The organism is Pseudomonas sp. NPDC088890 (assembly GCF_044900155.1).
Lineage (GTDB): Bacteria > Pseudomonadota > Gammaproteobacteria > Pseudomonadales > Pseudomonadaceae > Aquipseudomonas > Aquipseudomonas urmiensis.
The window spans coordinates 85,838-109,153 of sequence record NZ_JBJDNG010000012.1; the positions used below are offsets into that span (position 1 = coordinate 85,838).

Annotated in this window: 19 protein-coding genes; 12 read left to right on the top strand and 7 right to left on the bottom strand. The window is 61.7% G+C overall.

Annotated features, from left to right (window positions below; all coding sequences use genetic code 11):
• Positions 1 to 24: 24 nt before the first annotated feature.
• Complete coding sequence (locus ACI2JX_RS21510) at positions 25 to 954, bottom strand: LysR substrate-binding domain-containing protein (protein ID WP_264234064.1); 930 nt, start codon at positions 952 to 954, stop codon at positions 25 to 27.
• Between the two features lie 180 nt (positions 955 to 1,134).
• On the opposite strand from ACI2JX_RS21510, the gene aspA reads away from it, so the two are divergent.
• The 4 genes from aspA (at position 1,135) to ACI2JX_RS21530 (ending at position 6,137) form a co-directional block, all read left to right on the top strand.
• Positions 1,135 to 2,559, top strand: a complete 1,425-nt coding sequence (gene aspA / locus ACI2JX_RS21515) for an aspartate ammonia-lyase (protein ID WP_186553061.1) — start codon at positions 1,135 to 1,137, stop codon at positions 2,557 to 2,559.
• A 163-nt stretch (positions 2,560 to 2,722) separates the two neighbouring features.
• Positions 2,723 to 3,715: an AraC family transcriptional regulator gene (locus tag ACI2JX_RS21520; protein ID WP_264234067.1), complete on the top strand. Its 993-nt coding sequence runs from the start codon at positions 2,723 to 2,725 to the stop codon at positions 3,713 to 3,715.
• Between the two features lie 275 nt (positions 3,716 to 3,990).
• Complete coding sequence (locus ACI2JX_RS21525; protein ID WP_404690946.1) at positions 3,991 to 5,037, top strand: histone deacetylase family protein; 1,047 nt, start codon at positions 3,991 to 3,993, stop codon at positions 5,035 to 5,037.
• Positions 5,034 to 6,137, top strand: a complete 1,104-nt coding sequence (locus ACI2JX_RS21530) for a polyamine ABC transporter substrate-binding protein (protein ID WP_264234071.1) — start codon at positions 5,034 to 5,036, stop codon at positions 6,135 to 6,137. Before ACI2JX_RS21525 ends, ACI2JX_RS21530 begins: the two co-directional genes overlap by 4 nt.
• A 123-nt stretch (positions 6,138 to 6,260) precedes the next feature.
• Here ACI2JX_RS21530 and ACI2JX_RS21535 read toward each other — a convergent pair whose 3' ends face one another.
• Positions 6,261 to 7,787, bottom strand: coding sequence for a PLP-dependent aminotransferase family protein (locus ACI2JX_RS21535; RefSeq protein WP_404690947.1), 1,527 nt, complete (start codon positions 7,785 to 7,787; stop codon positions 6,261 to 6,263).
• 89 nt (positions 7,788 to 7,876) lie between these two features.
• Here ACI2JX_RS21535 and ACI2JX_RS21540 point away from each other — a divergent pair, with 89 nt between their 5' ends.
• The 3 genes from ACI2JX_RS21540 to ACI2JX_RS21550 are packed head-to-tail and all read left to right on the top strand — an operon-like array spanning position 7,877 to position 9,657.
• Positions 7,877 to 8,506: an FMN-binding negative transcriptional regulator gene (locus tag ACI2JX_RS21540; protein WP_404690948.1), complete on the top strand. Its 630-nt coding sequence runs from the start codon at positions 7,877 to 7,879 to the stop codon at positions 8,504 to 8,506.
• Between the two features lie 12 nt (positions 8,507 to 8,518).
• Entirely contained in the window at positions 8,519 to 8,965 is a 447-nt protein-coding gene (locus tag ACI2JX_RS21545; protein WP_264234077.1) for a GNAT family N-acetyltransferase, read from the top strand.
• A 14-nt stretch (positions 8,966 to 8,979) separates the two neighbouring features.
• On the top strand, positions 8,980 to 9,657 hold the full coding sequence (locus ACI2JX_RS21550) for a GNAT family N-acetyltransferase (protein WP_404690949.1): 678 nt from the start codon (positions 8,980 to 8,982) through the stop codon (positions 9,655 to 9,657).
• Between the two features lie 138 nt (positions 9,658 to 9,795).
• Here ACI2JX_RS21550 and oadA read toward each other — a convergent pair whose 3' ends face one another.
• On the bottom strand, positions 9,796 to 11,604 hold the full coding sequence (gene oadA / locus ACI2JX_RS21555; RefSeq protein ID WP_264234080.1) for a sodium-extruding oxaloacetate decarboxylase subunit alpha: 1,809 nt from the start codon (positions 11,602 to 11,604) through the stop codon (positions 9,796 to 9,798).
• Between the two features lie 11 nt (positions 11,605 to 11,615).
• Positions 11,616 to 13,031, bottom strand: a complete 1,416-nt coding sequence (locus ACI2JX_RS21560) for an acetyl-CoA carboxylase biotin carboxylase subunit (RefSeq protein ID WP_186553070.1) — start codon at positions 13,029 to 13,031, stop codon at positions 11,616 to 11,618.
• A gap of 189 nt (positions 13,032 to 13,220) precedes the next feature.
• Here ACI2JX_RS21560 and ACI2JX_RS21565 point away from each other — a divergent pair, with 189 nt between their 5' ends.
• Positions 13,221 to 14,183 (top strand): LysR family transcriptional regulator, encoded by a 963-nt coding sequence (locus ACI2JX_RS21565; protein ID WP_319004487.1) that lies wholly within the window; start codon positions 13,221 to 13,223, stop codon positions 14,181 to 14,183.
• Here ACI2JX_RS21565 and ACI2JX_RS21570 read toward each other — a convergent pair.
• Positions 14,125 to 14,343: a PA3496 family putative envelope integrity protein gene (locus ACI2JX_RS21570; RefSeq protein WP_264234082.1), complete on the bottom strand. Its 219-nt coding sequence runs from the start codon at positions 14,341 to 14,343 to the stop codon at positions 14,125 to 14,127. The genes ACI2JX_RS21565 and ACI2JX_RS21570 overlap by 59 nt on opposite strands.
• A 159-nt stretch (positions 14,344 to 14,502) precedes the next feature.
• Positions 14,503 to 15,369 carry a transcriptional regulator HexR gene (gene hexR / locus ACI2JX_RS21575; protein ID WP_186553073.1) on the bottom strand — a complete coding sequence of 289 codons (867 nt, stop codon included), beginning with the start codon at positions 15,367 to 15,369 and terminating at the stop codon, positions 14,503 to 14,505.
• Between the two features lie 103 nt (positions 15,370 to 15,472).
• On the opposite strand from hexR, the gene zwf reads away from it, so the two are divergent.
• Complete coding sequence (gene zwf, locus ACI2JX_RS21580) at positions 15,473 to 16,915, top strand: glucose-6-phosphate dehydrogenase (protein WP_264234084.1); 1,443 nt, start codon at positions 15,473 to 15,475, stop codon at positions 16,913 to 16,915.
• An 86-nt stretch (positions 16,916 to 17,001) separates the two neighbouring features.
• Positions 17,002 to 17,319, top strand: coding sequence for a hypothetical protein (locus ACI2JX_RS21585; RefSeq protein WP_312153639.1), 318 nt, complete (start codon positions 17,002 to 17,004; stop codon positions 17,317 to 17,319).
• Between the two features lie 30 nt (positions 17,320 to 17,349).
• On the opposite strand, the gene ACI2JX_RS21590 is transcribed toward ACI2JX_RS21585, so the two are convergent.
• The gene (locus tag ACI2JX_RS21590) at positions 17,350 to 19,668 is read right to left on the bottom strand and encodes a putative bifunctional diguanylate cyclase/phosphodiesterase (protein WP_404690950.1); all 2,319 of its coding nucleotides are present in this window, start codon (positions 19,666 to 19,668) and stop codon (positions 17,350 to 17,352) included.
• Between the two features lie 250 nt (positions 19,669 to 19,918).
• Here ACI2JX_RS21590 and uvrD point away from each other — a divergent pair, with 250 nt between their 5' ends.
• Both uvrD and ACI2JX_RS21600 read left to right on the top strand, forming a co-directional pair.
• Positions 19,919 to 22,102: a DNA helicase II gene (gene uvrD / locus ACI2JX_RS21595; RefSeq protein ID WP_186553076.1), complete on the top strand. Its 2,184-nt coding sequence runs from the start codon at positions 19,919 to 19,921 to the stop codon at positions 22,100 to 22,102.
• A 262-nt stretch (positions 22,103 to 22,364) separates the two neighbouring features.
• Positions 22,365 to 23,219 carry a Tim44 domain-containing protein gene (locus tag ACI2JX_RS21600; protein WP_404690951.1) on the top strand — a complete coding sequence of 285 codons (855 nt, stop codon included), beginning with the start codon at positions 22,365 to 22,367 and terminating at the stop codon, positions 23,217 to 23,219.
• Positions 23,220 to 23,316 lie beyond the last annotated feature (97 nt).

Genomic DNA, 23,316 nt, shown 5'->3' on the forward strand with positions numbered 1-23,316 from the left:
ACCCCTGGCGACCAACTGTCAGCCTTATTTTTCGGGGGTTTGGCTGACTTTTGAGTCAACTGCGCCGCCTTCGAGCTTGCGCCACAGCAAGCGCACGTTGGCCTTGCGTACCAGGGCGCAGCGGTACAGACGAATTTCCAGCGGCACGTGCCAGGCGCTGCTGCCGCAAACGGCCAGCTCACCGCGGGCCAGTTCGCCCTGCATCGACAGCCGTGGGACCCAGGCCACGCCCATACCCTCGAGGGCCATGCTTTTAAGGCTGTCGGCCATCGCCGTTTCATAGACAGTGGTATAGCGCAGGTTGCGCTGGCGCAGCAGAAGACTCACCGAACGCCCGAGGAATGCTCCAGCGCTGTAGGCCAGCAGCGGCACGCTGGCGTCACCTTCCAGATCGAACAACGGCTTGCCGTCAGGACCAACGGCGCATACCGGCAGCATCTCGGTGGTGCCCATGTGCAATGACGGGAAGATCTCGGCATCCATCTGCAGCGCCGCATCGGGGTCATAGAAGGCCAGCATCAAATCGCAGCCACCTTCGCGCAAGGCATGCACCGCATCACCGACGTTGGTCGCAACCAGGCGCGTGGCGATGTTCAAACCATCGTTGCGCAACTGGGCCACCCAACGGGGGAAAAACCCCGACGCCAACGAGTGCGCCGCCGCTACCTGGATGACCTCGCCTTGGCCACCTTCTAGATGATGCAAATGGCGCAGAACTTCGCTCAACTGGTCGACAACCGTACGCGCCGTGACGAGAAACAGCTGCCCCGCCTCAGTCAGTTCGATCGGCGTGCGGGAACGATTCACCAAGGTCAGGCCAAGTGCTGCTTCCAGGCTGCGTATGCGTCGACTGAAGGCTGGCTGGGTGACGAAACGTCGCTCCGCCGCCTGGGAAAAACTACGCGTTGAGGCCAGCGCGCTGAAATCTTCCAGCCATTTGCTTTCGAGGTTCATGAAGCCATCTCCCGGCGTGCACCAAAATGGAACACGCTCGAATGTCAATTGACGTCACATCAATCACTATGCCGTTTGTGCATAGGTTAGCGTCTAACAGCATTGGCCGACAAATCTGCCCCGGCCTAGGATTGGCGCCATTCCGGCAGGTGCCGGGTCAAACTCGAGATGATATCCATCATGTCCTCCGCTGCATCGTTCCGCGTCGAAAAAGATCTGCTTGGTACCCTTGAAGTCCCTGCCGATGCCTACTACGGCATCCAGACTCTGCGCGCTGCCAACAACTTCCACCTCTCCGGTGTTCCGCTGTCGCACTACCCGAAACTGGTAGTCGGCCTGGCGATGGTCAAGCAGGCAGCTGCTGACGCCAACCGTGAGCTGGGGCACTTGAGCGATGCCAAGCACGCCGCCATCAGCGAGGCTTGCGCCCGTTTGATCCGCGGTGACTACCATGAGCAGTTCGTGGTGGACATGATTCAAGGCGGTGCTGGTACTTCTACCAACATGAACGCCAACGAAGTGATCGCCAACATCGCGCTGGAGGCCATGGGTCACCAGAAGGGTGAGTACCAGTACTTGCACCCGAACAACGACGTCAACATGGCGCAGTCGACCAACGACGCCTACCCGACCGCGATCCGCCTGGGTCTGCTGCTGGGTCACGACGCCCTGCTGGCCAGCCTCGACAGCCTGATCCAAGCCTTCGCGGCCAAGGGTAAAGAGTTCGACCACGTCCTGAAGATGGGCCGTACCCAGCTGCAAGACGCCGTGCCGATGACCCTCGGCCAGGAATTCCGCGCCTTCGCCACCACCATGACCGAAGACCTCAACCGTCTGCGTTCGCTGGCGCCGGAACTGCTCACCGAAATCAACCTGGGCGGCACCGCCATCGGTACCGGCATCAACGCCGACCCGGGCTACCAGATGCTGGCGGTACAGCGCCTGGCAACCATCAGCGGCCAGCCGCTGGTTCCGGCTGCCGACCTGATCGAAGCCACCTCCGACATGGGCGCCTTCGTGCTGTTCTCCGGCATGCTCAAGCGTACCGCGGTCAAGCTGTCGAAGATCTGCAACGACCTGCGCCTGCTGTCCAGCGGCCCACGTACCGGCATCAACGAAATCAACCTGCCAGCGCGTCAGCCAGGCAGCTCGATCATGCCAGGCAAGGTCAACCCGGTAATCCCGGAAGCCGTCAACCAAGTGGCCTTCGCCATCATGGGCAACGACCTGGCACTGACCGTCGCCGCCGAAGGTGGCCAGCTGCAGCTGAACGTGATGGAGCCGCTGATCGCCTACAAGATCTTCGACTCGATCCGCCTGCTGCAACGCGCCATGGACATGCTGCGCGAGCACTGCATCGTCGGCATCACTGCCAACGAACAGCGCTGCCGTGAACTGGTCGAGCACTCGATCGGCCTGGTCACCGCCCTGAACCCGTACATCGGCTACGAAAACGCCACCCGTATCGCCCGCGTTGCCCTGGAAACCGGCCGCGGCGTATTGGAGTTGGTGCGCGAAGAGAAGCTGCTGGACGAAGCGATGCTCAACGACATCCTGCGTCCGGAAAACATGATCGCTCCACGTCTGGTGCCGCTGAAGGCGTAACCGACGACTGCAACCTGTCTCACCAGGTTTGAGGGACTAGACACCTCTCGACCTTTCAAGGGCCCGAGCGCACGCTCCGGGCCCTTTTTTTATCCCGGCTTGGAACAGACGCCCGGCACACAACTTGCTCCATAATGGCTCCCAACCCACGGGATTGCCGAGCATGCTGCACAGCCACCTGACCACCCTCAACGCCGTTTCGCTGATTCTCAAGGTTTTCCAAGAGAGCGGCTGCGATGCGTCGAGCCTGCTAGCCGGCAGCGGCATTGGCCCGGCTGACCTGGGCCATGCCGATGCGCGCATCACCACTCAGCAAGAATTGCAGGTGTGTGCCAACGCCGTGGCCCGGCGCGAGGAGATCGGCCTGGAGCTGGGCCGGCGCATGCATGTGTCGTGCTACGGCATGCTCGGTTACGCCTTGCTCTCCAGTGCCACTTTGGGTGACGCCCTGCGCCTGGCCCTGCGCTATCCGGCACTGCTGGGAACAGTCTTCGAGCTTCGCCTGATCGACGATGGCCAGCGAATCTGGTTCAGCGCCAGCGATTACCGCGACAGCCCAGCGCTGGCGACTTTCAATGCCGAGTTCTGCCTGGTGTCGCTGAAAACCATCTGCGACGACCTGCTTGGCCGCCCGCTGCCGTTGCTGGCAGCACGCTTCGAACATGCCCAACCCAGCTATCACGCGCTTTATAGCGGTGCATTCCCCTGCCCGTTGGGGTTTGCCGCCGGCGACAACGCCTTTGCCTTCGAACGGCGCTGGTTGGACATGCCGCTGCCGTTGGCCGATCCGGTAACTCATAAAGCCATGAGCGAGCGCTGCCGGCTATTGAACCTTGAGTTCACCGGGCGCCAGGCCTGGCTGGGGCGGATTCGCCAGTTGCTGATCCAGCAGTTGGACGCAGCGCCTGGGCTGGAAGGTTTGGCGCGGCAGATGAACTGCTCGTCGCGCACCCTGCGCCGCCATCTGCAAGCGCTGGGCAGTAGTTATCAACAGCTGCTGGATGAGCTGCGCTTCGAGCGGGCCAAGCAGCTGCTGGCCGAGGACCAAATGCCGATCTATCGGATTGCCGAGACCTTGGGCTTCAGCGAGACCGCCAGTTTCCGCCATGCCTTCCAGCGCTGGAGCGGCGTGGCGCCCAGCCATTTTCGCGGTTGACCCGTTCCGGCCTCTTCGCGGGCAAGCCCGCTCCCACAGGTACCGCGCCAGCTTCAAGAGCGGCATACACGCCTGCAACACAGATCTTAGGGGCAATGCAAAACCCTGTGGGAGCGGGCTTGCCCGCGAAGAGGCCCGACCTATCAACCACAAAACGTGCTTACCGACTCACACGCCTTGGCCACATCGATCCCCTTTTGGCCACCACCATCGTTCTCCAGCACCGGCCAGCCACTGACAATGGGCCAACGCCAGTAACCTTCGGAGAACAACAAATGCTGACGATCTATTCCGATGATCACCGCCTGCACCACGGCCGTTGCGAGCTGATCGATGGCAAGCTGATGCCTTGCTTTGAAATGCCCTCGCGCGCTGATCATGTCCTCGATCAAGTCAAAAAGCGCAACCTGGGCCCAGTCCAAGGCCCGACCGATTTCGGCCGTGCACCCCTACAGCGGATCCACAGCGCCGACTACCTGAACTTCTTCGAAGGCGCCTGGGCCCGCTGGGCCGCACTGGGCCATGACGGCGACTTGCTGCCGTTCACCTGGCCGGCACGCACCCTGCGCCAGGTCAAACCGACCGGGCTGCACGGCGAGCTGGGCTACTACAGCTTCGATGCCGGCGCGCCGATCACTGCGGGCACCTGGCAAGCAGCCTACAGCGCCGCGCAGGTCGCGCTGACCGCACAGGCGGCCATCCAGCAAGGCGCCCATTCGGCGTTCGCCCTGTGCCGACCTCCTGGGCACCACGCTGCTGGCGAAGTCATGGGCGGCTACTGCTACCTGAACAACGCCGCCATCGCTGCCCAAGCCTTTCTCGACCAAGGCCACAGCAAGGTGGCGATCCTCGACGTCGACTACCACCACGGCAACGGCACCCAGGACATCTTCTACAGCCGCAACGATGTGTTCTTCGCCTCGATCCACGGCGATCCGGTCGATGAGTTCCCGTTCTTCCTCGGCTACGCCGACGAGACTGGCGAGCGCGCTGGCGAAGGCTGCAACATCAATTATCCGTTGCCCGCCGGTAGCGACTGGGCGGCCTGGAGCCAGGCCCTGGAAGACGCCTGCCAGCGCATCGATGCCTATGCAGCGGACGTGCTGGTGATATCCCTGGGCGTGGACACCTTCAAGGATGACCCGATCTCGCAGTTCAAACTCGACAGCCCCGACTACCTGCAAATGGGCGAGCGCATCGCCCGGCTCGGCAAGCCAACCTTGTTCGTGATGGAAGGCGGCTACGCTGTGGAGGAAATCGGCATCAACGCGGTCAATGTGCTGGAGGGCTTCCAGCGCGCCCAACCAGGAGCCAGGCCATGAAACGACTCAAGCGACTGTTTGCCCCCTTGCTGGTCGCCGGCCTTGCCGCTGGCGCCCTGCAAGCCCATGCCGAACAGCGCACCCTGCGCGTCTACAACTGGTTCGACTACATCACCCCGCAGACCCTGACCGACTTCCAGAAGGACAGCCAGGTCAAGCTGGTCTACGACATCTTCGACACCAACGAGGCGTTGGAAGCCAAGCTGCTCACCGGCAACTCCGGGTATGACGTGGTGGTGCCGTCCAACGTGTTCCTGGCCAAGCAGATCGAGGCTGGCGTGTTCCAGCCGCTGGACCGCAGCAAGCTGCCGAACTGGCAGCACCTGGACCCAGCACTGATGAAGCTGATCGAAGCCAACGATCCCGGTAACAAGTTCGCCGTGCCCTACATGTACGGCACCGTGCTGATCGGCTTCAACCCAGACAAGGTCAAGGCTGTGCTCGGCGCCGATGCCCCGGTGGACAGCTGGGACCTGATCTTCAAGGAAGAAAACATCGCCAAGCTCAAACAGTGTGGTGTGGCCCTGCTCGATTCGCCGTCCGAGATCCTGCCACTGGCGTTGAAGTACCTGGGCCTGGACCCTAATAGCGGCAAGCCGGATGACTACAAGAAAGCCGAAGCACTGTTGCTGAAGATTCGCCCGCACATCACCTACTTCCACTCCTCCAAGTACATGGCGGACATCGCCAATGGCGATATCTGTGTGGCCGTAGGCTACTCCGGCAGCTTCTCCCAAGCCGCCAACCGCGCGCGCGATGCCAAGAATGGCGTGGTGGTGGATATGCGCCTGCCCAAAGAAGGTGCGCCGATCTGGTTCGATATGCTGGCGATTCCGAAAGGCGCGGCCAATCCTGAGGATGCGCATGTGTTCATCAACTACCTGCTGCGCCCGGAGGTAATTGCGCCGATCAGCGACTTTGTCGGGTATCCGAATCCGAACAAGGATGCGACGCAGAAGGTCAGCCCAGCGATTCGGAATAACCCGAATCTGTATCCGACCGAGGAAGCGATGGCCAAGCTGTACACGCTCAAGCCGCTGCCACGGGATGCCGAACGGGCGCGGACTCGGGCTTGGACGCGAATCAAGTCCGGGACCTGATTGGAGATTTTGGGGCTGCGACGCAGCCCATCGCGGGGCAAGCCCGCTCCCACGCAACGATCCCTAGAGCGCTTGAATCGTGGGAGCGGGCTTGCCCCGCGATAGGCCGCAAAGTAGGTCTGGCTACCTCCAGGCCTTACGCAAGCGCATCAACGCATCGGCAATCTGCGCCTGCGGCACCGCCGCAAACCCCAGCACCAGCCCCGCCCGCTTATCCACAGGCACCTCGCTGTCCTCCAACCAGTAACTACTCAACGGATTCACCTCCACCCCTACCGCCTCGGCCTGTGCGACCAATTCACGCTCGCGGGCAAGGTTATCCACAGCCACTTTCACATGCAGCCCCGCCGACACCTCCGGCATCGCCCCCAAGCCGGCAACTCCCTCCGGCCACCCTGCCTTGAGCACATTGCGCCGGCTCAACGCCGCCCGGCGCATGCGACGGATATGCCGCAGAAAATGCCCCTGGGCCATGAACTGGGCCATCACACACTGGGTACCCACTTCCGAATGCCGCACCGCCAAGGCCCGGGCCTGACTGAACGCCTCGACCAAACGCTGCGGCAACACCAGGTAACCCAAGCGCAGCGCGGGAAAGGCGATCTTGCCGAAGGTGCCGACGTACAGCACCCGCCCCTGCCGATCGAGTGCCGCCAACGGCGCCAGCGGCGCGCCGCTGTAGCGGTACTCACCGTCGTAGTCGTCCTCGATGATCCAGCCATCCTGGCGCTCGGCCCAGGCCAGCAGCGACAAACGCCGGGCCAGGCTCATGGTCACCCCTGTGGGGTACTGATGGGCCGGCGTTACATAGGCCAAACGACAATCAGCCAATTGTGCGAGCTTGGCGCAATCGAGCCCCTCGTCATCCACTGGCACCCCACGCACTCGCCCACCGGCGAGGGCAAAGGCGTGCCCAGCGGCGCGATACCCTGGGTTTTCCACAGCCACCGCCTCGCCGGGATGCAATAGCAACTGTGCACAAAGGCTGATGGCCTCCTGTGCGCCACTGGTGATCACAATTTGTCCAGCGCTGCACGACATGCCCCTGGAGCGGCGCAGGTAGGCGGCAATCAATTCACGCAGCTGAGGCTCTCCTGCCGGGTCGCCATAGCCTAGCTGCGCAGGCTCTGGATTTCGCCAGAAACCCGCTTGCAGCTTGGCCCACACGTCGAATGGGAATAGATCGAAGGCAGGAATACCCACCCGAAACGCCCGCGGTGGACCGCTTCTGGGCGCAGGCAAATGATGATTTTTCAGACGCTCCAGAGGCTCGCTGGAGCGGTCACTGCTGGACAAATCAACAGTATCAGACACAGGAAATGTGGATAAGCCTGTTGATAACCCACGGGATAACCCTGTGGACAGTTGTGTGGATAGTTTTGGCAGCTGACTTACATAGGTGCCGTCCCCTACCCGGCTTTCGATGTAACCCTCGGCATACAACTGGTCGTAGGCACGCACTACGCTGTTGCGCGAAAGCGCCAACATGCTGGCCAGATCGCGGGTGGCCGGCAGCCGTGTGCCGCTGCTCAGGCGGCCATCCAGCACCCGCGCACGCAAAGCCTGGTAGAGCTGCTGGCTGAGGCCGCGACGTTGATCGAGGACGATCCCAGCGGGGTCGAAGGGCAACACGATGGGGCGTTCGCTCATGGGATTGGACCTATCAAATCTGTCTTGAATGGCTCTTAACCTAGACCAATAGCCTGCCTAGGATGGGGCCATTCGACAAGGAACCTGCCATGTACAACAGCAAACCCCATCAGGAGCACGACCTTGGGCGCCTGCACCAGCAGATGCTGGAAACCCGCCTGGCCGTGCTGGTGACGCATGGCGAGCAAGGCTTGCTCGCCAGCCACCTACCAGTACTGATCGACACAGGCGAAGGCGAGTTCGGCACCGTCTACGGCCACCTGGCCAAGGCCAACACGCAATGGCAGGCCCTGGAACAAGGCGGCGAAGCGTTGATGGTGTTCGCCGGGCCCGACGCCTACGTCAGCCCGAGCTTCTACCCAAGCAAGGCCGAGCACCACAAGGTGGTCCCCACCTGGAACTACCTGGCCGTGCATGCCTACGGCTGTGCTCAAGTGATCCACGATGCAGCCGGCCTGCTGGACATCGTCAGCCGCCTGAGCGGCCTGCATGAGCAAGGCCGCAGCCAACCATGGAAAGTCAGTGACGCGCCCAGTGACTACATCGACGGCATGCTGCGCGCGATTGTCGGTTTCCGCTTGCCCATCACCCGCCTGCAAGGTGCGCGCAAGCTCAGTCAGAACCGTTCGGCCGAGGACATCGCAGGCGTGCGCGAAGGCTTGGCCAACAGCGCCGATCATCAGGACCAACAACTTGCCGCGCATATGCGCCCACTCTGAAGGGATAGCCCCATGTCCACCGTCACCATCCGCCCGGTCAATGCCAACGACCACGCCGCCTGGCTGCCTCTGTGGCAAGCCTATCTGCGCTTCTACCAGACCGAGCTGCCCGCCGAGGTCAGCACGGTAACCTGGCAGCGCCTGCTCGACCCGCAGGAGCCCACCCATTCAGCGCTGGCCTGGGTCGATGGCAAGGCGGTGGGCATGGTCAACTGGATCTATCATCGTTCCAACTGGAGCATCGAAAATTCCTGCTACCTGCAGGATCTGTACGTAGACGCAGATCAGCGTGGCCTGGGTGTTGGCCGCCGGTTGATCGAACAGGTGTATGCCACAGCCAAGGCCGCTGGCTGCATCAAGGTGCACTGGCTGACTCACGAGACCAACGCTACCGCCATCAGCCTGTACGAACAGGTCGCGGAACGTCCGGGCTTCATCCAATTTCGCAAAGCGCTGTAACACAGGAGCCACATATGAGTCAGCTGTCGCACTGGAAGCCCGCTATCGTTCCTCAGGCCGAGCCCATCGAGGGGCGGTTCATTCGCCTGGAAAAGCTTGATGCGAGACGCCATGGCGAAGACCTGTGGGATGTGCTGCAAGGCCCCGAGTCTGACCCGACGCTGTGGAACTACCTGCCATACGGCCCATTTGCCGAGCGCGCCGCCTTCGACCGCTGGCTGGAGGGCAACGCGGCCAGTCGCGACCCGCTGTTCTATAGTGTCATCGACCGCACCAACGGCCAGGTGCAGGGCATTCTCAGCCTGATGTCGATCGTGCCCGAGCATGGCCGCATCGAGATCGGCCACATCGCCTTTAGTGCAGCCATGCAGCGCACACCGAAGGGTACTGAAGCGGTGTTTTTGCTGGGCAAGCTGGGTTTTGAGCTGGGCAATCGTCGCCTGGAGTGGAAGTGCAACAACGCCAACGCCCGTTCCAAGCGGGCGGCGGAGCGCTTTGGCTTTACCTACGAGGGGGTATTCCGCAATCACATGGTGATCAAGGGGCAGAACCGCGATACGGCCTGGTACTCGATTACCGATGAAGAGTGGCCAGGGGTGGCGGCGGGGTTTGAGCGGTGGTTGAGCGAGGATAACCAACCGGCCCAGGGGCAGGTGGAATCACTGCAAGCTTGTCGTGCCAAGCTGAAGTGAGGCGTTGTCAGTACCACCGCTATCGCGGGGCAAGCCCGCTCCCACGGGTAGGCTTGCCCCGCGATAGCGGTCAAACACAAAAAAAAGGGGAGCTATCGCTCCCCAGTGAGGTTAACCGCTTGTAGATGAAGGCTGGCCTCAGCCTTCGATCTCGATCAGGATTTCGCCCGGGGTTACCCGGTCACCTTTAGCCACATGAATGGCGACGACTTTGCCTGCGATGGCCGCTTGCACTTCGGTCTCCATCTTCATCGCTTCGGTGATCAGTACCGCCTGACCCGCCTTGACCACATCACCTTCCTTGACCAGCACATCGACGATGTTGCCCGGCATGGTGGTGCTGACGTGGCCGGGACCACTGGCCTGCTTGCGCTTGCTGCCGCCACCGCCAACGAAGTCGTTGAGCGGCTCGAACACCACTTCTTCCGGCATGCCATCGATCGACAGATAGAAGTGCCGCTTGCCTTCGGCCTTGACGCCGACACCGGTGATGTCGACGCGGTAGGTCTCGCCGTGGACGTCGATGACGAACTCGGTCGGTACGCCCTCGCCGCCCACCGACGCGGCAGCGCCCGCTTCAGGGATTGGCAGCAGCTCTTCAGGCTTGAGGCTGCCAGCTTCACGTTCTTCGAGGAACTTGCGGCCAATGTCCGGGAACATGGCGAAGGTCAGTACGTCCTCTTCGCTTTTAGCTAGGGCACCGATCTCGGCACGCAGCTTGGTCATTTCTGGTTTGAGCAGATCGGCTGGGCGGACGTCGATCACCTCTTCGCTGCCGATCGCCTGGCGGCGCAGCTGCTCGTTGACCACGCCAGGCGCTTTGCCGTAACCGCCTTGCAGGTACAGCTTCACCTCGTTGGTGATGGTTTTGTAGCGCTCACCGGCCAGCACGTTGAAGAACGCCTGGGTACCGACGATCTGCGAAGTCGGGGTGACCAGCGGCGGGAAGCCGAGGTCTTCACGCACCCGCGGGATCTCCGCCAGCACTTCGTTCATGCGGTTGAGAGCGCCCTGCTCCTTGAGTTGGTTGGCCAGGTTGGAAATCATCCCACCAGGCACCTGGTTGACCTGAACGCGAGTGTCCACCGCAGTGAATTCGCTCTCGAACTGGTGGTACTTCTTACGCACCGCGTAGAAGTACAGGCCGATTTCCTGCAGCAATTCCAGATCCAGACCGGTATCGAACTCGCTGCCCTTGAGCGCGGCGACCATCGACTCGGTGCCTGGGTGGCTGGTGCCCCAGGCGAAGCTGGAGATGGCGGTGTCGATGTGGTCGGCGCCGTTTTCTACCGCCTTGAGCTGGCACATGGCAGCCAGGCCGGCGGTGTCGTGCGAGTGGATGAACACCGGCAGCGACTGCTCGGCCTTCAGCGCCTTGACCAGCTCGCCGGTGGCGTATGGGGTCAGCAGGCCGGCCATGTCCTTGATTGCCACCGAGTCGCAACCCATGGCTTCCATCTGCTTGGCCTGGGCAACGAAGGCATCGATGGTGTGCACCGGGCTGGTGGTGTAGGCGATGGTGCCCTGGGCGTGCTTGCCGGCAGCCTTGACCGCTTCGATGGCCACGCGCAAGTTACGCACGTCGTTCATCGCATCGAAGATGCGGAATACGTCGATGCCGTTGACCGCAGCCTTGGCCACGAAGGCTTTGACCACATCATCGCTGTAGTGGCGGTAGCCGAGCAGGTTCTGCCCGCGCAGGAGCATCTGCAGGCGGGTGTTGGGCAGTGCCGCACGCAGTTTGCGCAGGCGCTCCCACGGGTCTTCCTTGAGGAAGCGCACGCAGGCGTCGAAGGTGGCGCCGCCCCACACTTCCAGCGACCAGTAGCCGACCTTGTCGAGCTTTTCGCAGATCGGCAGCATGTCTTCGGTGCGCATGCGGGTGGCCAGCAGGGACTGGTGGGCGTCGCGCAGGATCGTGTCGGTTACGTGAATTTTCTTGGACATTATGGGGTTCCTCACAGGCCTGCGTGGGCGGCGATGGCGGCGGCGATGGCCAGGGCCAGCTCTTCGGGTTTGCGCTTGATCGAGTAGTTGGTCAGTTCTGGGTGGCTTTCAACGAAGCTGGTATTGAACTGGCCGCTACGGAATTCCGGATTACGCAGGATTTCCTGGTAGTACGCGGCGGTGGTCTTGACCCCCTGCACACGCATGTCGTCCAGGGCCCGCAGGCCGCGGTCCATGGCCTCTTCCCAGGTCAACGCCCAGACCACCAGTTTCAGGCACATCGAGTCGTAGAACGGCGGAATGGTGTAGCCGGTATAGATCGCCGTGTCGGTACGCACGCCTGGGCCGCCCGGTGCGTAGTAACGGGTGATCTTGCCGAAGCTGGGCAGGAAGTTGTTCTTCGGGTCTTCGGCATTGATGCGGAACTGCAATGCATAGCCGCGATGCTGGATGTCTTCCTGCTTGACCGACAGTGGCAGGCCGGAGGCGATGCGAATCTGCTCACGGACCACGTCGATGCCGGTGATTTCTTCAGTGATGGTGTGTTCCACCTGAACCCGGGTGTTCATTTCCATGAAGTAGACCTCGCCATCGGCGAGCAGGAACTCCACGGTACCGGCGTTCTCGTAGTCCACCGCCTTGGCCGCACGTACTGCCAGGTCGCCGATGTAGGCGCGCTGCTCCGGTGTCAGCTGTGGGCTTGGGGCGATCTCGATGAGCTTCTGGTTGCGGCGCTGGATCGAGCAATCACGCTCGAACAGGTGCACCACATTGCCAAAGCTGTCACCCAGGATCTGCGCCTCGATGTGCTTGGGATTGACGATGCACTTTTCCAGGAACACTTCGGCCGAACCGAACGCCTTGGTCGCTTCGGAGATCACCCGGGGGAAGGCTTGCTCGAGCTCCTCACGGCTGTTGCAGCGACGAATACCACGGCCGCCGCCACCGGAGGTGGCCTTGAGCATGACCGGGTAGCCAATACGCTCGCCTTCACTCAAGGCTTCGTGGATATCCGCCACGTTGCCTTCGGTACCTGGGGTCACGGGCACCCCGGCCTGGATCATGGTGCGGCGCGCTTCGGTCTTGTCGCCCATGCGGCGAATGACGTCGGCGGACGGGCCGATGAACTTGATCCCGCGCTCGGCGCAGATTTCTGCCAGTTCGGCGTTTTCCGAAAGGAAACCGTAGCCAGGATGCAAGGCATCACAGCCGGTTTCCACAGCCAGGTTGACCAGCTTGCGCGGGTTCAAATAGCCGGCCAATGGCTCGGCACCAATGCTGTAGGCCTCGTCGGCGCGCTTGACGTGCAAGGCATGCCGGTCGGCGTCGGAAAAGATCGCCACCGAGCGAATGCCCATTTCGGCGCAGGCCCGCACGATCCGAACTGCGATTTCACCCCGGTTGGCGATCAGGATTTTTTTTATCACTGGAGTCTTCCCAAAGCCGATGGAACATACGATCCGGTTCTACCGGTCGGCGCGTGACCAGATGCAGTTGGCCAGTCGCATATTCACCCTAGCGCTGAAGGACGATAAACAAAAATCAATATTTATTAGAGGCAGCATTAGCAAAAGCTTATAGTCACGTAACAAGGTTTTGCCGGAGCGCGGAGAAAAATGCGTAAGTCATTGATGCGTATGACATTGCGTCAATTGCAGATCTTCAATGAGGTGTGCGATTTGCGTTCTTACAGCCGGGCCGCCGAGGAGATGGCGCTGACGCAACCCGCCGTTAGTCTACAGATCCGCCAGCTTGAAGAGCTGGTCGGTCAGCCACTGTTCGAATATGTCGGCAAGAAACTCTACCTCACCGAAGCCGCCGAGGCCTTGCAGCGCGCCAGCCGGGATATCTTCGGGCGGCTGGAGAACCTCGATATGCAGCTGTCGGACATGCAGGGTTCACTGCAAGGGCAGTTGAAACTGGCGATCGAATCCAGCGCCAAGTACTTCGTGCCACACCTGTTCGCTGCCTTCAAACAGCGTCACCCGGAGGTCAACCTGACCCTGACGGTGGTCAATCGCGCCCAGGCCATTCGGCGCCTTTCGGATAACCGCGACGACCTGATCATCATGTCCATGGTGCCGCAGGACATGGGCCTGGAGTTCTTGCCATTCCTGAACAATCCGATCGTTGCCGTGGCGCCGCCGGATCATCCGCTGTGCAAGCTGGAGCAGTTGCGCCTGCAGGACCTGGAACCTCATACCCTGCTGATCCGTGAACAGGGTTCGGGTACGCGCAAGGCCTGCGAGGAGTACTTCAAGGACAAGCGCGTGCACTTCACCCAGACCCTCGAAGTGGCCTCCGCCGATGCCCAGCGCGAATGCGTGATCGCAGGCTTGGGAGTTGCCCTGCTGACCCGCCACGCGGTGAACATGGAATTGGCCACCGGAGTGCTCAAGGAGTTGCCGGTCGAGGAACTGCCGCTGTACCGCAGCTGGTGCGTGGTGCAGTCCAAGGCCAAGCGGCAGTCGCCGGTGGCCTTGGCATTTCTGGCGTTCATTCGCAGCGAACGTGCGCTGATCAGCGCGCTTGTGGAGCGTTTTTCGGGGAAGCTGCCGCCGATACCTGCCACACGGTAATCTCCCTCAGATCGGGATAATCGGCGATTTCGCGCAGCAATTGACGTTGCTCGGAGTAGCTTTCGATCGCGCGACGAAACTCCATCCGGCGCTGATCTTTCTCAGCTTGCTTGCGAGCCTTGGCGTTGGGTTGATACGAGCCATCGAAGTCACGAGCCATTGCCTGTCTCCCTGATCGAGTGCGGGAGTTTCAGACTGGCTCGAAGATTTTACGATTTCGCGGCCGAAGGGTGACAGATCGATGAAATGTGCCGCGTCAGTGCCGGTCTCACCTGGAAGCGGGCTTGCCCCGCGATGAAACCGCCACCGGTACCCTGAATCAATCGTCCATGGCCTTGATCGACTTGGGCGACAACCTCAGGCTACGCAAGCTGCGCTTGACGCTCTTGAGGTGATTGACCAGGCTCGGCCCACGCGCCATGGCCACGCCCATGGCCAGCACGTCGATCACCACCAGGTGAGCAATACGCGAGGTCAGCGGGGTGTAGATCTCGGTGTCTTCATGCACATCGATCGCCAGATTGACCGTGGACAACTCGGCCAACGGCGTCTGGCTCGGGCACAGGGTAATCAGGTTGGCGCCGCTCTCACGCACCAGGTTGGCGGTGATCAACAGATCCTTGGAACGCCCCGACTGAGAGATACACACCGCCACATCGCCAGGCTTCAAGGTCACTGCCGACATCGCCTGCATGTGCGGGTCGGAATAGGCCGCCGCGCTGAGCAGCAGGCGGAAGAACTTGTGCTGGGCATCGGCAGCCACCGCACCCGACGCGCCAAAACCATAGAACTCCACGCGCTGGGCATGGGCCATGGCCGTTACCGCCTGCTGCAGCGCGTGCGGATCGAGATGCTCGCGCACTTCCATCAAGGTGTGCAGGGTGGTGTCGAAGATCTTCAGGCTGTAGTCGGCGACCGAGTCGTCTTCATGGATCGCGAACTGGCCGAAGCTGGCGCCAGCGGCCAGGCTTTGCGCAAGCTTGAGCTTGAGGTCCTGAAATCCAGAGCAGCCAATCGCCCTGCAGAAACGCACGATGGTCGGCTCGCTGATACCGACGTTATGCGCCAGATCCGCCATGGAACTGTGCATGACGGCAGCCGGATCAAGTAGCACATGGTCAGCCACTTTCAGTTCCGATTTGCGCAGCAGATGGCGCGATTGGGCGATATGTTGCAACAGATTCACGGGCTGGACTCGGTTATGATCGGCTGGCCGGGATGTAGCTTTCTTGTAGTTATACTACATGACCGGCAACCCGCCCAGTTAAACGAACGTGGAGAGTGGTGGCTTGACTATTCCTTGCGACATTCTGGTCTTCGGCGGCACGGGCGACCTGGCCCTGCACAAATTGCTGCCGGCGCTCTACCACCTGTATCGCGAGGCACGCCTGCACAATGCGGTGCGGATCATCTCTCTGGCCCGGCGCAACCTGAGCCGTGACGACTACCTGAAACTCGCCGAGCGCCATTGCCGGGCCCAGATCGCCCGCCACGATTTCGAAGAGGAAGTCTGGTGGCGCTTCAGCGCCAGGCTCGATTACTTCCCCATGGACGCCTCGCAAAGCGCCGACTTCGGCCGCCTGGCGCGCTATCTCGGCGAGCCAGGAGGACTGGCGCGGATCTACTACCTGGCGACCGCGCCCAACCTGTTCGTGCCCATTGCCAATCACCTGCGCATCGCCGGGCTGGCCGATCACGAAGCACGTATCGTGCTGGAGAAGCCCATCGGCCATTCGCTGGAGTCGGCCACCGCGATCAACGAAGCGATCGGCGCAGTATTCGATGAATCGCAGGTGTTTCGTATCGACCACTACCTGGGCAAGGAAACTGTGCAGAACCTGATGGCGCTGCGCTTTGCCAATGCCCTGCTGGAGCCGGTTTGGCGCAATGGCCAGGTCGATCACGTGCAGATCAGCGTCTGTGAAACCTTGGGGGTGGAGAATCGTGGCGGTTACTACGACCGTGCTGGCGCCACCCGCGACATGCTGCAAAACCACCTGCTGCAGTTGCTGTGCCTGGTGGCGATGGAGCCCCCAGCGCAATTCGACGCCGAAGCGGTGCGCGACGAGAAGGTGAAGATTCTCCGCGCGCTCAAGCCGATCACTGGCCAGGATGTGCAGGACAAGACCGTGCGCGGCCAATACAGTGCCGGGCGCATCGGTGGCCAGGAAGTGCCGGCCTACTATTTTGAAAAAGACGTCGACAATGACAGCGACACCGAGACCTTCGTTGCCGTCCAGGCGCAGATCGACAACTGGCGCTGGGCCGGCGTGCCGTTCTACCTGCGCACCGGCAAACGCATGGCGCGCCGCACCTCGCAGATCGTCATCCAGTTCAAGCCGGTGCCGCATGAGCTGTTCAGCGGCGGCCAGGTCAACCAACTGCTTATCCAACTGCAACCCGACGAGCGCATCAGCCTGCGCATGATGACCAAAAGCCCAGGCAAGGGCATGCGCCTGGAACCGGTGGAACTTGACCTGAACCTGGCACAGGTATTCGGCCAGACCCGTCGCTGGGAAGCCTACGAGCGGCTGCTGCTGGATGTGCTCGACGGCGACTCGACCTTGTTCATGCGCCGCGACGAGGTCGAGGCGGCCTGGGCCTGGATCGACCCGATGCTCAAAGGTTGGGAAGAACACTTCCAGGCACCGCGCCCCTATCACGCAGGCAGTAATGGCCCCGAATCTGCCAACACCCTGCTGACTCGCCAGGGAAGAGCTTGGCATAGCTGAAAGTTTTCTAACTGCATGTGCAGATCGAACAAGTGAAATATGGCGACTCCGCAACACACGTTGCATTCATGGAAGGAGTACGCAATATGACTATCGAAACCAAAGGTTGGGTTGCACAAATGGACAACATGCCTGGCAGCGTCAGCTTCCGGGTATATGGCTCCGTTGTGGTTGCACACCCGGGACTCAATCCCACCCTCAGCGTTCGCGACATTCAGGACAAGTCCTTTGCGCTGGCCCTGGAGCTCAAGCTGGAAGCTGTCGAGGGTATCTATCCTCAGGTCGTCACGGAAAAAACCGTGTCCTTCAAAATGCCGGGCGATCACAGCAACATCCCTAAAGTGGATATCTTCTACCAAGGGCAGTTGATCCATAGCATCACCGATATTCTGGTCACCCACTGACCCACGCGGTGGGGGGCCCTCCTGGGCTCCCTACTTGGTCACACCTTGCAATGCGCTTTGCAACAGTGCCTTGAACGCCCAAGCATCGACAGGGCGACTGATCAAATAGCCCTGAGCCTCATCGCAGCCCTGCTCGCGTAAAAAGCTCAGCTGTTCATTGGTTTCCACCCCTTCGGCCACCACGCCCAACCCCAGGCTCTGGGCCATGACGATGATCGCGCGGGTGATGGCGGCATCCTGACTGCCCTCGTGCAGCCCGCGGATGAACGCCTGGTCGATCTTCACGTAGTCGACCGGGAAGCGCTTGAGGTAGCTCAGTGACGAGTAGCCGGTGCCGAAGTCATCGATGGCCAGTTTCACCCCCAGCTCATGCAGTTGCTCGAAGGTGGCGATGATGTGCTCGACGCTGTCGAGCAATTGGCTCTCGGTCAGTTCCAACTCCAGCAGATGCGGCGCCAGGCCGGTTTCCTCCAGCACTTGGCGCACCAGGCTGATCAACTTGCCCTGGCGCAGTTGATAGACCGACAGGTTCACCGACACGCGAATCTGCAGCCCTTCGCGCAGCCATTCACAGGCTTGCCAGCAGGCCTGACGCAAGACGAATTCGCCCATCGGTGCGATCAACCCGGTCTCTTCCGCCAGACCTATGAACTCCCCTGGCGGGACCATCCCCAACTGCGGATGCTGCCAGCGCACCAGGGCTTCTGCGGCATGCAGGCGGCCGGTGCGCAGGCACAACTTGGGCTGGTAATAAACCAGCAGTTGGCCTTCATCGATGGCCTTGCGCAGTTGGTTCTCCAACTGCAGGCGCTCGACGGTACTGGCGCGCAGGCTTTCGGTATAGAACTGGAAGTTATCCCCGCCCAGATGCTTAGCATGCTGCTTGGCCATGTCGGCCTGGCTGATCAGGGTATTGCCATCGAAGCTGGCATCGGCCAGCACACTGATGCCTACCGAGGCGCTGATGACCACCTCGTGGCCATCCAGGCGCTGCGGTACGCGCAATTTGTCCAACAGCCGGGTAGTCACCCGCACCAGGCTGGAGAGATTGCTGTAGCCATCGAACAACACTGCGAATTCGTCACCCGACAGCCGCGCCACGGTATCGGCCTCCGGCACGGCATTGGCGATGCGCTGGGCGATTTTCTTGATCAGTTGGTCGGCCAGTTCATGACCGAGGCTTTCGTTAAGCAGCTTGAAGCGATCCAGGTCGATATGCAGCAACGCCAGGCTACGGCCACTGACCCGCACCCGCTGGCCGGCCTCATGCAAGCGCAGGCGGAATAGCGCGCGGTTGGCCAGACCGCTCAATTCGTCATAGTGGGCCAAGTAACGCAGACGCTCTTCCGATGCTCGCCGGGCCGACAGATCGGTGAAGAAGCCGACCACATTGCTCAGATTGCCGTGGGCATCGCGCACCCCAGTGAGCTGCAACCATTGCGGGTATAGCTCGCCATTTTTGCGCGCCTCCACCAGTTCGCCCTGCCAGTGGCCGTGTTGGCGCAGGGCTTGATCGATGGCTAGGTTGTGACGACGCACATCGCTGCTACAAGGCAGCTCGAGCAGGTCACGCGCCAGCAGTTCGGCACGCGCGTAGCCGGTCATCTGGCAAAACGCCTGGTTGACTGCCAGCAGTGAGAACTCGGCGTTGAGGATAACGATGCCTTCATTACACGCCTCGAACACCGTCGAGGCGAGGCGCTGCTGCTCTTCGAGGGCTTTTTGCGCGTAGATGCGCTGCAGGTCCTCGCTCAGCGCCTGGTTCTGGAAACGCCGCACCAGGCTACGGTCGATCAACCGGTTGACCTGCCAGGCCACCACCATCAGCGCCGCCAGCAAGATCAGGCCAAGCCAGCCCCAGCCACGCTGGTGACCGGCCTCGAAATAGAACAAGTAGGCAATCGGCGGTAGCAGACAGGGCAAGGCAAAACTGAGAAACGCCGGCAGGCTGACGGCATAGGCGACGCTTGCCGACAACGCCGCCATCCCCAGCAGACCGAAGATCCACGCCTGTTCGGCGAAATTATCCACAGGCACCCAGGCGATTGCGGCGCAGGCCAGGGTCAGGCCACTGAAGGCAGAGCCTGCCAGGAACATGCGCCACCAGTTGGGGCTGGCTTGACGCTCAGCCGTGGCCCTGTCGAACGCGGCGACCTGGATCACCCGAAGGGCCACCAGCGCCAACAGCCAGACCAGCCACGCAGCAACCAGCAGATAGCGCCCAGGGCTCCACAACAGCCAGGCGCAGAGCAAGCCGTTGAGCAGCATGAACAGTGTTGGCAGCAGCGAGCCTTGGTAGAGCAGGCGGGTGCGCTCGATGGAGAGCTGGGTGGCAAATTGCCGTCGCACGCTCCTGGTCTGCGACGATGCGCCGATCGTCGTGCAATCCTGGGTCATAGGGCTGGTTCTTGTTGTGTTCTTGTTAGGGATGACCGCAAACGTGCTGGGAGAATACACAAACGCTGCTTGCGGCCAAACTGCTCTAAGTCATGCCAGGCACACTGACGCATCGGTCAGCCCGATGAATGGCCAGTCTGCCAGGTGAATATTTATACAGTAGAGGTTTGCCCGTTCCCCGACGCCGCCCTAGAATGGCCGGATGCGCACAGATGACCTCTCCCTCCTGCTGAACTCTCTCAACGATGCCCAACGCCAGGCCGTAGCAGCCTCGGTGGGGCGTCAACTGGTGCTTGCCGGCGCCGGTTCCGGAAAAACCCGCGTGCTGGTGCACCGTATCGCCTGGCTGATCCAGGTCGAACAGGCCTCGCCGCACTCGATCCTGTCGGTGACCTTCACCAACAAGGCCGCAGCCGAAATGCGCCAGCGGATCGAGCAGTTGATGGGGATCAACCCCGCCGGCATGTGGGTGGGCACCTTCCACGGCCTGGCGCACCGCCTGCTGCGGGCGCACTGGCAGGAAGCGCGGCTGGCGCAGAACTTCCAGATCCTCGACAGCGATGATCAGCAACGGCTGGTCAAACGGGTGATCCGTGAACTGGGCCTCGACGAACAACGCTGGCCGGTCCGCCAAGCGCAGTGGTTCATCAACGGGCAGAAGGATGAAGGCCTGCGCCCGCAGCACATCCAGCCGGGTGGCGACCTGTTCCTGGGCACCATGCGCAGCATCTACGTGGCCTACGAGCAGGCCTGTGAGCGCGCCGGGGTCATCGACTTCTCCGAGCTGCTGCTGCGCGCGCTGGACTTGTGGCGCGACAACCCAGGTCTACTCGAGCACTACCAGCGGCGCTTCCGCCACCTGCTGGTAGACGAGTTCCAGGATACCAACGCCGTCCAGTACGCCTGGTTGCGCCTGCTGGCCAAAGGCGGCGACAGCCTGATGGTGGTGGGCGATGACGACCAGTCGATCTATGGCTGGCGCGGCGCCAAGATCGAGAACATCCATCAGTACACCGACGACTTCCCCGACGCCGAGATGATCCGCCTGGAGCAGAACTACCGCTCCACCGGCGGCATCCTCAAGGCCGCCAACGCCCTGATCGCCAACAACAGCGATCGCCTGGGCAAGGAGCTGTGGACCGACGTCGGCGAAGGCGAGCCGCTGACGCTGTACGCCGCCTACAACGAGCACGATGAAGCGCGCTACGTGGTCGAGTCGATCGAAAGCGTGATCAAGCAAGGCAGCGCGCGCAGCGACATTGCCATCTTGTATCGCTCCAACGCCCAATCGCGGGTGCTCGAAGAGGCGTTGCTGCGCGAGCGTATCCCGTACCGTATCTATGGCGGCCAGCGCTTCTTCGAGCGCGCCGAGATCAAGAACGCGATGGCCTACCTACGCCTGCTCGAAGGCCGTGGTAACGATGCAGCGTTGGAACGGGTGATCAACGTGCCGCCCCGTGGCATTGGCGAGAAAACCGTCGAGGCGATCCGCGACCACGCCCGCCACAGTCAACTGTCGATGTGGGAGGCGATGTGCCAACTACTCGCCGCCAAAGGCCTCAAGGGTCGCGCTGCCAGCGCCCTGGGCGCGTTCATCGAACTGATCGAGAACCTCGCCGCCAAAGCTGCTGAGATGCCACTGCACCTGATGACTCAAACCGTTATCGAGCAGTCCGGGCTGATCATCTATCACCAGGAAGAGAAAGGTGAAAAAGGCCAGGCGCGGGTAGAAAACCTTGAGGAACTGGTCAGCGCCGCGCGTAACTTCGAAAGCAGCGAAGAAGACGCCGAGCTGTCCCCGCTGTCGGCATTTCTTGGCCACGCTTCGCTGGAAGCCGGTGAATCGCAGGCGGACGAGCACGAAGACAGCATCCAGCTGATGACCCTGCACAGCGCCAAGGGCCTGGAATTCCCCTACGTGTTCCTGGTGGGCATGGAAGAAGGCCTGTTCCCGCACAAGATGAGCCTGGAGGAGCCCGGTCGTCTGGCCGAAGAGCGCCGCCTGGCCTATGTGGGCATCACCCGCGCCATGCGCCAGCTGTACATGACCTACGCCGAAACCCGGCGCCTGTATGGCAGCGAGACCTACAACAAGGTGTCGCGCTTCGTCCGGGAGATCCCGCCGGGGCTGGTACAGGAAGTACGCCTGTCCAACTCGGTAAGCCGCCCGTTCGGCGGTGCGCAGACACAATCGAGCAGCATCTTCGCCAATGCCAGCATTCCGCAGACAGCCTTCTCCCTCGGCCAGCGCGTGCAGCATTCGGTGTTTGGCGAGGGTGTAATCCTCAACTTCGAAGGCTCGGGCGCGCAGGCGCGAGTGCAGGTGAACTTCGCCGAGGGCAGCAAGTGGTTGATGCTGGGGTATGCCAAGCTCGAGGCAATCTGAAGCCGTACTGGCCTCATCGCAGGACATGCCCTTCCTACACGGATTTTCCCTTTCCCTGTAGGAGCGGGCTTGCCCGCGATGAAGCCAGAACTGACACGGCACGATTTCTCTTACAACCATGAAGCAAAAGCCCTACAGCCTGTTTTCCTCTTTCCGTAGAACCATTCAGGCAAAAGCTGGAAACATTATGGCGCTAGCCATGTCTGCTCCATCATGTGCACCATGACGCGCGTGCAATCCACAATCAGGGGATATCCCACTTATGCAACGTTTTCTTAGCATCGCCCTGGCGCTGTGCGTCGGCCTGACGCTGAGCCTGGACGCCAACGCCAAACGCTTCGGCGGCGGCAAGAGCTCGGGCTCCGCGCCTATCCACCAGACTCGCCAGGCTACGCCAACCACGCCTGCTGCCGCACCGACCGCTCCAGGTCGCGCGCCGGCCGCCGCCAGCGGTGCTTCGCGCTGGCTGGGCCCACTTGCCGGCCTCGCGGCCGGTGGCCTGCTGGCCTCCATGTTCATGGGTGACGGCTTCCAGGGCATGCAGATCATGGACTTCCTGATCATGGGCCTGATCGCCTTCCTGGTGTTCCGCTTCATCGCCGCCCGCCGTCGCCAGCAACAGGCTCACGCTGCGCCTGCCGGCCACGCGCCGTTCCAGCGCGAAGCACACACCCAGCAACCGGCTCAACCGTCGATCTTCGGTGGCGCCGCCGCACCTGCCGCCGCCGCGCCGGTGATCAACGCCCCGGCCTGGTTCAACGAGCAAAGCTTCCTGGCCGCCGCGCGCAGCCACTTCCAGTCGCTGCAGCAGCACTGGGATGCCAACGAGATGGACAAGATCGCCGAGTTCGTTACCCCGCAACTGCTCGAGTTCCTCAAGCGCGAGCGTGCTGACCTGGGTGATGGCTTCCAGTCCACCTACATCGATAACCTCGATGTGCAACTGGAAGGCGTCGATGATCGCGCCGACAAGACCATCGCCACCCTGACCTTCCGTGGTCAGTCGAAGACCTCGCGCTTCGATCAGGGTGAAGCTTTCAGCGAAAGCTGGCACATGGAGCGCGCTCAGGGCGAAAACCAGCCTTGGCTGCTCGCCGGTATCCGCCAGAACGGCTGATCCTGACACGCTGCAACAAAAAAACCCCGGGCTTGCCCGGGGTTTTTGCTTTTGCCTCAGCGGGCTACTAGGGTATAACGCGCAGCGTTGTCATCAA